This is a genomic window from Cytobacillus sp. IB215316, assembly GCF_033963865.1.
GTDB classification, from domain to species: Bacteria; Bacillota; Bacilli; order Bacillales; family SM2101; genus Nanhaiella; species Nanhaiella sioensis.
Genome location: NZ_JAXBMC010000033.1, coordinates 1 through 8,668 on the forward strand (window position 1 = coordinate 1; position 8,668 = coordinate 8,668).

At 30.8% G+C, this 8,668-nt stretch carries 10 protein-coding genes; all 10 read left to right on the top strand.

The window, feature by feature from the left end:
- Window positions 1-371 precede the first annotated feature (371 nt).
- Complete coding sequence (locus SLH48_RS21845) at window positions 372-758, top strand: hypothetical protein (protein WP_320259847.1); 387 nt, start codon at window positions 372-374, stop codon at window positions 756-758.
- Between the two features lie 512 nt (window positions 759-1,270).
- Window positions 1,271-1,519, top strand: coding sequence for a hypothetical protein (locus SLH48_RS21850; protein ID WP_320259848.1), 249 nt, complete (start codon window positions 1,271-1,273; stop codon window positions 1,517-1,519).
- A gap of 163 nt (window positions 1,520-1,682) precedes the next feature.
- Window positions 1,683-1,886, top strand: coding sequence for a DUF1871 family protein (locus tag SLH48_RS22590; protein ID WP_413785459.1), 204 nt, complete (start codon window positions 1,683-1,685; stop codon window positions 1,884-1,886).
- Window positions 1,887-2,085: 199 nt separating this feature from the next.
- Window positions 2,086-2,589: a hypothetical protein gene (locus SLH48_RS21855; RefSeq protein ID WP_320259849.1), complete on the top strand. Its 504-nt coding sequence runs from the start codon at window positions 2,086-2,088 to the stop codon at window positions 2,587-2,589.
- A gap of 1,058 nt (window positions 2,590-3,647) precedes the next feature.
- Window positions 3,648-4,103, top strand: a complete 456-nt coding sequence (locus tag SLH48_RS21860) for a DUF3278 domain-containing protein (protein WP_320259850.1) — start codon at window positions 3,648-3,650, stop codon at window positions 4,101-4,103.
- 273 nt (window positions 4,104-4,376) lie between these two features.
- On the top strand, window positions 4,377-4,586 hold the full coding sequence (locus tag SLH48_RS21865; protein ID WP_413785458.1) for a hypothetical protein: 210 nt from the start codon (window positions 4,377-4,379) through the stop codon (window positions 4,584-4,586).
- A gap of 935 nt (window positions 4,587-5,521) precedes the next feature.
- Window positions 5,522-6,244 carry a tetratricopeptide repeat protein gene (locus tag SLH48_RS21870; protein ID WP_320259852.1) on the top strand — a complete coding sequence of 241 codons (723 nt, stop codon included), beginning with the start codon at window positions 5,522-5,524 and terminating at the stop codon, window positions 6,242-6,244.
- Between the two features lie 316 nt (window positions 6,245-6,560).
- Window positions 6,561-6,986, top strand: coding sequence for a cytidine deaminase (locus SLH48_RS21875; protein WP_320259855.1), 426 nt, complete (start codon window positions 6,561-6,563; stop codon window positions 6,984-6,986).
- 260 nt (window positions 6,987-7,246) lie between these two features.
- Window positions 7,247-8,317 (top strand): S-layer homology domain-containing protein, encoded by a 1,071-nt coding sequence (locus SLH48_RS21880; protein WP_320259853.1) that lies wholly within the window; start codon window positions 7,247-7,249, stop codon window positions 8,315-8,317.
- A 168-nt stretch (window positions 8,318-8,485) separates the two neighbouring features.
- A partial coding sequence (locus SLH48_RS21885) for an S-layer homology domain-containing protein (RefSeq protein ID WP_320259854.1) occupies window positions 8,486-8,668 on the top strand: 183 nt, incomplete at its 3' end.

An 8,668-nucleotide genomic window follows, 5' to 3' on the forward strand; every position in this document is an offset into this window, starting at 1 on the left:
ATGAACAATGGGTAAAATATTTGGAAGATAAAAAATGGTTAAGATAGAAAAGATGTACCAGCGAAATTGGACTGTTCCGATTGTAAAAAGAATTTAATTTTATCTATTCCATTGGTGAAGGCGGAGCTGGGATTGCTAATTTCTTATAATTCAACAATATGGCGCTTTTCATAAATGTTACTTAAAAGTATCATTCTTTTTCCTGTGTGTAATTTTGTTTAACCAAGTTTTAGTAATTGGCTACATGCACATGTATTTATTTAAACATTTTATATAGTAACGCGGAGAGCCTCTAGATTATTTATGTTAAAATTACCAATAAAAGAAAGTCAGTGTATTGTGAGGACAATCTAAAGAGCAAAGGAGAAAATATGTTATTTGAATACGAAAAGAACTATGAAAAACAGACTGTAGAAAACCCACCATTGGAATTTATTATGCGCCAATTAAATGACATTACCATTCGAGGTAATTCATATTTTATTCTTACAAATGATTTAGGAGATTTTATACAGTGTGCAGGGGCTAAATTAAGGCTAACCATTGAATACAAGAATAAGTTGGGAGGAACTCATTATATTTTAGGATTAGAAAATAATAATAGGGAACCTATATCAATAAATTTTAGTGGGGGACCAATAGTAATAAAGAAGAATGAGGTTTTAAATATTAAGCATGCTATAAACCTTTTTAGCTCTTTCTATCGAAAAGAAGAAATACCTAAAAAGTATGTTTTAAGATTATTCCAACAAGAATGATCTACGGATTATATTTATAGTAGAAGCTATTCTAGTTAGCTGTTAAAATAAAATAAATTTACATAGAGTGCAACTTTTTAGAAGTTATAATAGAAATTTTTGTTGATCCGGAGGGTAGGTAAAAAAATTTCTACTAGGAACGGTAGTACTATACTTTGTGATTATGTAAATGTTCGTTTCAATTAGTACAACAGAAGAAATTAAGGAATATTTAGCATTTAATATAATAAATAGGAAAATGAAAAGTTGGGTTTCAAGTTGTGTAAGTGACTATACCTTTTCCCTCTTGACAGAGGGTTCAATCAGTTACTTCCCGAGACTTATTTCCACATCAATAGTAGTAATAAAAGAAAGTTTAGAATAAATTCATATTTCGTTGTATAGTGAAAATTTAAATTCTGTTTTATCCTAAATAAACCATTTGAGCATATTTGTATTTATTTGTTTATTCATTTATATCATTTTTGTACAACTCAATGATTTAATCAGATGACCTAATGGGAGAGAATAAAATGGTAAAGCAAGCTAAGGTGTTGTGTATTAAAACCTCTATTAATAACGAGAGTGAAAAAATAGACTATAAAGAAGGCAAAGAATATAACGCGGAAATTATTTTTGATGATATTCTAGTAGAAAGTGAATTAAGTGAAATGTGCTTAGCTGAAATAGCAGCTAAGGAAGCGGTTAGATTAGGTACTCAAGAAAAGGAAAATGGACAATGGGATGACTGGTTTAACGAGCATTTCAGATTTATAGAATAATAAACTCATTATAAACTCCCTATGTTATGATTAGCGAGTTTTATTTATAAACAAAACATTCGGAATACCAAGGGAACATAGCTTTGGTTAAGTAGTTACAATACCTATCGAAAAGGTGAGTAAATTGTAAATAAACAAGGCTACTAATATTGTTGAAAAACATATTAACAATTGGGATTGTTGGGGGCTACTATCTAGTGGCGCTCCATTAGATGAATATAAATTAGAAATTAAATATATTGTTAATGCTTTACCACAAATTAAAAATCATATGGACTTTGCAAATATAATTAAAGATGTGTTTGATAAAGCATTTGGAGAGGAACATAGTCTTGAAGACTGTATAAAAATATCGGAAGCTATTTAGGAAGAATTTACTAAAGAAAAAGATAATATATTCTTTAGCTAACATCAGAGTGAAGCATATTATTGAACGTGTATTTAAGAATGAGGGACTCTAAATAATTCTAAAAAGTTGGCTTAGAATCAAATAATAAATTGTATGGAAAGTACACTAAGTTTTCAACAAAATGCCGCGATGACAAAGGATAGAAAGGGTACTACAGGTGAAATACTTTGAACATTTAGAGTTAAATAAGGAAGAACTAGTAGCTCAATTAGATAAACTGCTTGCAAAATATAAAGTACAGACTGTCGGAAAAGGGTATATTGACTGTATAGTAATGAAGGAAAATTTGGTACATTTCATTAAAGAGATTTCATCTTTAGGGATAATAATTACAGAAGTATCTTGGTGGTGTTATGTAGATCCAACCAATGTAGAATCAACTAAATGCCCACATGGTATGGGAGGTCCAACTGCAGAATATTACGAAGGTTGGTTTAGTGAATTAGAAAATGATTTTTTTGAAGCAGATGAAATAAAAGTAAATACAATTTTGAACTCATATAATATCGACTTAATTTCATCATTAAATATGGAAATCCTTAATGGGATAAATAATATACTTAAAATACCTTTAAAGTATTCTCCCAATGATTTTATTGTCGGTAACGAGTGTGTGAATCCTGGTTTATGGTTGCTAGTACCTGACAATTGGGATTCTTAGAGAATATCAATAGTATATTCTCAAAATTAAGTAAGAATGTAGTGAAAGCTAGAGTAATATTTATAAAATTGGTTCAATCAGAAATGTACTGGATGATCTTGTAATACGATATGGCGCATATCTGAAATATAGATATGTGCCATTATTCATTTTAGGGGCAGATTACGTAATAAAGTTTATTAAAAGTAAGATAAATATTATTGATAAAAAATACAATCAAAATACCTTTATAAATAATACTCAAACTATTTTAAAAAGTCGGAAAAAAGTATCTCTTGTGAAACATAATAGAAATTTAGTCGAATAAGTCGTGTAGGAAGGATAATTTCTCTAAAGAACAGAAAATGGGCAAGCTATATGGGTGCTAGTCCAAGAAATAAATTAAATTATAGATAATATATACTATTAAGATTTTTAGAGAATGGAGAGATCGTATGAATACTTACTTATTTGTAATAACAATGGTTTGTTGGATGTGTATGATAATCGCTGCAGGATCCGCTGCAGGATCCCAAATCACTTTCTCAATTGGTGCCCCTATACGATAGACAATAATAAGCTTACAACTGTACTTCTCAGTATTTCAATTAAACCACTTATTAAATTCTCATAGATCATAAATTCAACATAATAATAGAGGGAGGCTTTCCATACATTATGGTAGTGGATGGAAAACTAGGATACCTAAACTGCGAACCCATTCAAACCGTGCTTTTTTAACACCTCAAACTTTAGCAGATCCAGATAGCTTGATTACAGAAGAATTTTTATAACATCGTCATAGGTTTCTATTAAACACAATGATTAATGAGTCGAATAGTTCTAAGACTACATGACAATATTATTCCACAATGGCGCAAATCTGAAATACAGATAAGCGCCCCTTATTATTTTTGGACAATTAATGAGCCGAATAGTTCTAGTTCTTCAAAAATGAAAATTTGGAACTTTTTCATATTTTACATAATCAGCAATTTACTTTTCAGTTTTCTTTGTTTTGCGATAGCAAAAGAGCTTAATAAAACTTTAGATGAGTTATTTTGGGAGGTTGAGACATAATGAAATCTTGGGTTTCTTTTTTAGTATCAGATGATGAATATAAGGAAAAAAGAATGTTGTATTTTTTTTCAGAAGGGGCAATAATTCTTTTCATTTCCTTAATTGTGATGATTATCAGTAACAAGTATTTTAATATAAGTGTAGAGTTTGTCTTATTGTTTCTCATTGCTATCTTCCTCTTTTATGTATCAGGAAGGTATATAATGTCTGGTATTGAATATACGGATATTGCAACAGAACAGGCGTATAAGAAAGAGATAAGGTTTATATTTACTAGGACAATCGTATTTGTTGCAATTTTTATATCTGTCTATTTGATAGGTGTTAATGTTCCGTCTAGTCGTAATGAATGGTTTGAAATATTAGGATTATTATTGAGCGTTAGCATAGTGAGGTTTCTCTCCAGCTTTATTTCTTTAAATCGTTCCTATAAAAAGAATAAGGAATTGTTATAAACTTTCTCTTGTACAGGTTAGCGAAAGAAGTGAATAAAATGAATGTTTTTGATGACCCTTTTAAAAAATCTGGCGCAAATCTTAAATATCGAGATGCGTCCTTTTTCATTGTAGGGGGTTATTCTGGAAGGGCAGTGCTCTTTTTTTGGGATAGTAGTCGTATAATATAATAAATCATTTGGGTATTTATGTTAAAATTAGGTGGATATTAAGAGGAGATTATTAAAATTAATAGTCCAAGATAGACGAACAGTAAAAGAAAGGAGGATGTTTTTGAGTAAAAATAGTAAACACATTACAAATGCAATTGGATTTTCAATATTAATAACTATATTCGCCTTTTTCATAGTAGAAAGTCCTAAACCTAATAGAACAATTTATTTACTTTTCGTAGCTGTTGTTTCGTGTATATTCATTTATTTAATATCAATGATTACTGCTAAAGCATACGAAAGTTTTTTAAAACACATAAGTAGTAATTAAAAGACCTTTTACCTAAGTATAATTATTACCAAGGGATGTTTTGAGGCTTTAGTAAAAGAACACACATTAAATTTTAGAATTATATTCTTCAGCTAAATGAGGCTGGGACATAAGTGGAAAACTAAATGGTTTTTATACATTAAGCAAAAATAAAACCGCACGAAATCAAGGTTTATAAATAGGATTTCGTGCGGTTTCTTCATTTTAATTGGGTTTTGTCCCAGCCTCATTTTACATTTTAGGGATAGATTGTGGAATAACAAGTATTTTGATTTATTAGATCTATAATTGATAGTCTGTTTTCTCAAATATTGTGGCTTTCAAATAATAAGGAAAAAGGTTTATGGAATTACGTTAAAATAAGGATGTTTTCGTAAAGAATGCAAGGACAAAGCCCTTCGAATCGCATTCTACATCGTTTCGATGAGTTGGATCATAAAACAGTGGAAAGGCGAAAAGAAGGACTAAGCAACACAAGGAGAGGCGAGTCACTAACTCGCTTCTCTCAATACCATTATATCATGTCTAGCTACAAATTATCCGGAAGAGTAAAATGTTTGTTTTTTCATTAATATTACTAGCTGCAGCAACAACAGGAATTCAAAAATAGTGGACAAAATACAGACCTTATAAATAAGGAGAGTTATCAAACTATGCTATAAAAATGAACCGGTAGCCGTGGGAAGTTTTTACAACAATTATCCATAGTAAATATGTAGCAATCGAAAAATGTAAAGAACTAAAAGCAGAACGCCAGGAGCTGTATTTCATTAAACCCTATGACGAGAAAAACAGCCAAGAAATGACTGATTCTAATATGCTTATGTGATATTATGTTTCGTACTATTTTTAATACAATTTTTCGGTATTGAATAGGACTATAACAACAAATCTAGAATTAATATTTTAAGTAAAATAAAAAAGGAGAAGATGTTATGGGTAAATATAAGAAACATGAACAATCAATAGCAAATTATACTAAAGCAATTGAATTAGATAAACATGATATTGTCTCATACTACCAGAGAGCATTACTATATGATGAACTAAAAGACTATGATAATGCTCAGGCAGATTTTTTACAAATCACTCAATTAGTTAGTGTGGGTGACCAATATTATGAGGCAGCAATGTATCATTTAGGAAATCTTTATTATAAAAAAGAATTATTCAGATATGATAAAGTTATTGAATCAGATGGGACAGATATAAATGCATATATAAGTAGGTCAGCTTTATATGAAAATCTAAAAGATTACGAGAAAGCCATATTAGATTATAATAAGATTATTGAATTAAATGAAAAAGATGCAAGTGCATATGAATGCAGGGCTGCTCTATATCAAAAGCAAGGAAACTACAAGAAAGCAATAGCAGATTATGACAAGGTGATCGCATTAGATGGAAAAAACACAGAAGCATATAATACAAAAGCACATCTCCATGAAAAATTAGAGGAATTCGAAAAAGCGATAGATAGTTATAATAATTTTATAGAAATCTTAAATGAAAGTAGTCTTGAAAATGTCGAGGTACTTTCAGTTGCATACTTCAATAGGGCGAAAGTATATAAAGAACTTAAAGACAATTTAAGATTCCAAGCTGATTATGAAAAGGCAATTAAGTTAGATCCAACGTTATCCAACTTAGGTATATGACTACTTACGCACAATAAATCCATATGAAACATAATAGAAAATTTGTTGAATGAACGAATAGACGATTGCAAAGACAAACTATTCGTTCTTATTTTAATAGAAAATTTCATATATTAACTATTGTAATTGGTATGTGCTTTTTTGCTGTTGAAAATACCAGTCAAAAAATTTTTTCTCCAACAACTCAGGAGAACACAAAATATTTTAAACCTGCACAATGACATGAAAACAAGATATGCGTTTTTCATTTGGTCAATTAGCGAAGTATAATACAATAAAAGATAAAATTAATTTAGAAAAAAAAGGAGAGAGAAAAATAAATATTGAACAAAAGTTGTATCAAGCATCAATAGAGCTTATTAAAATAAGATATCCTACTGGTTGGGGTGGTGCTGCAGCAATGTATACTGAAGATGGGCAAATATTGACAAGTGTTGCACCAGAAATTGTTAACGCTTCAACAGAGTTATGTATAGAAACAGGTGCTATATTAGAAGCGCATAAATTAAATGTAAAAGTTACTCATTCCATTTGTGTTGTAAGAGATGATGAAAATAAAAAATTTAAGATCCTAACTCCTTGCGGTATATGTCAAGAGAGATTGTATTATTGGGGAAGAGAAGTCAAAGTAGCAATATCTTACATAGATAACGATAACAAATTGCGTTTTAAATCATTGGAAGAAATACAACCTTTTCATTGGTCTCACGCATACAAGGATGATGACTTTTTCAACCAATGAATGATAACTATAATATGGAAGTATCATCTTCAACATAAAGGCGCATTTCTCTAAGAGATGCGCCTTTATTTATGATTTGGGCCATATTGCTGAAGATCAACCTTCTTTAAAACAGGTGAATTAAAGAGTCTTAATCTCTAAGTTATTATTTACTTAGAATAATCCCTTTCATATAATTATATTGGTAAATAAATGAATGTAAGTTTGATATTGTAAAAGTATTTATAATTTATATTACATGGGAAAAGCGAGGGTAAATTATGTTGAAGAAAACGTTAGTAGTTATAATATCATTAATGTTGTTACTTCCATCTACATCTGTATTTGCAGCTGGAGACCAGCCAAGTGCTTGGTCGAAAGATACGATTCAACGAGGCATTGATCTAGGAATTGTTCCAGAAAGATTGCAATCTAATTACGCTGACCCAATTACGCGAGAGGAGTTTGCCGAGCTATTAGTTAACGTGGCTTTTAAAAAGTTAGAAATGGTCGAAAGGTCATATGAATGGACAAAGGAAATGGTACTTGAAAAAGTGACGATTGATCAACCATTTGAAGATACGGATTTAGATCACGTCAACCTTGCCTATATTATTGGCAGTGTGAATGGTACATCTGATACGACCTTTTCGCCAGATGCATATATCACCCGTGAGCAAGCTGCACAAATGTTGATGAATACAATACATCAGGGAAGTATTGTTTCATATGCAACAGAGGAAAAAATGGGATATTCTGATTATAATCAAATAGGAGAATGGGCGAAGCCTGCCGTAAGTGCTGCCTATACTTTGGAGCTTATGCAAGGATCTAACGGTCAATTTATGCCACGAAAGCATATTACGAGAGAGCAAGCAATCGTAACAATAATTAGAGTAGTTGACCATGCCAAGTATAGTCAGCTTAAACTAAGAGGAGATATCGTTGCTTATGCTTGGTTTGATGATTTAGCATATAATGTTGGAAAAGACTATGTGTATGTATCCTATGAGGATGAGGGAGAGTTTAGTCTGTCTGACCAAAAACATAGAGAAATGTGGTTTACTTATAGGGCAACTTCTGAATCAGGAGTAAGGTATGACCACGAAAAGGCAATCGTTATTTACGGTTTTCAAAGCAATCTACTAAATTTAACTTATACATGGATTTTAGATGCAGCGTTAAAAGGAGAAGGAGCAAAAGTAGATTACGGTTATATGACAGTAGAAACATTTACAGAAAATCACTTACTGAAATTCACCCTAAAAAATATTCCAGGTTATTTTAATGCACTAGTAGGACATGTTTATGGATATCCCCAAGTAGCAATTGATCCAAAGCCAATAGATTAATGAACTACATCAATGGCGCTTTTCAGAAATAACTCTGAAAAGCGTCTTTATGTGTTAACTTTTTTCATCGTTCAAATTGTTAATTCTATAGTGTAAAATTAATAGGGGAAATGTGGATGTATAGGAAAAACTTATAATATTGTAAGTATACATATTGTGGAGGTTATGATGAAAAGAACATTAATAATTGGAGCAACCTTACTAGCAGTAACTATAGGACAACCTGTAACTGTTAATGGTGGATTGAACGTAGTATCAGCTGCAACAAATGAAGAAGCCAAGTTCTCTGATGTAAAAGGTCATTGGGCACAAAATGAGATTGAGTTTCTTGCTGAAAAAGGTGTGATCAAC

Coding starts and splice junctions, on each gene's coding strand:
- SLH48_RS21845 (WP_320259847.1), top strand. CDS start 372: ATGTTATTTGAATACGAAAAGAACTATGAAAAACAGACTGTAGAAAAC.
- SLH48_RS21850 (WP_320259848.1), top strand. CDS start 1,271: ATGGTAAAGCAAGCTAAGGTGTTGTGTATTAAAACCTCTATTAATAAC.
- SLH48_RS21860 (WP_320259850.1), top strand. CDS start 3,648: ATGAAATCTTGGGTTTCTTTTTTAGTATCAGATGATGAATATAAGGAA.
- SLH48_RS21870 (WP_320259852.1), top strand. CDS start 5,522: ATGGGTAAATATAAGAAACATGAACAATCAATAGCAAATTATACTAAA.
- SLH48_RS21880 (WP_320259853.1), top strand. CDS start 7,247: ATGTTGAAGAAAACGTTAGTAGTTATAATATCATTAATGTTGTTACTT.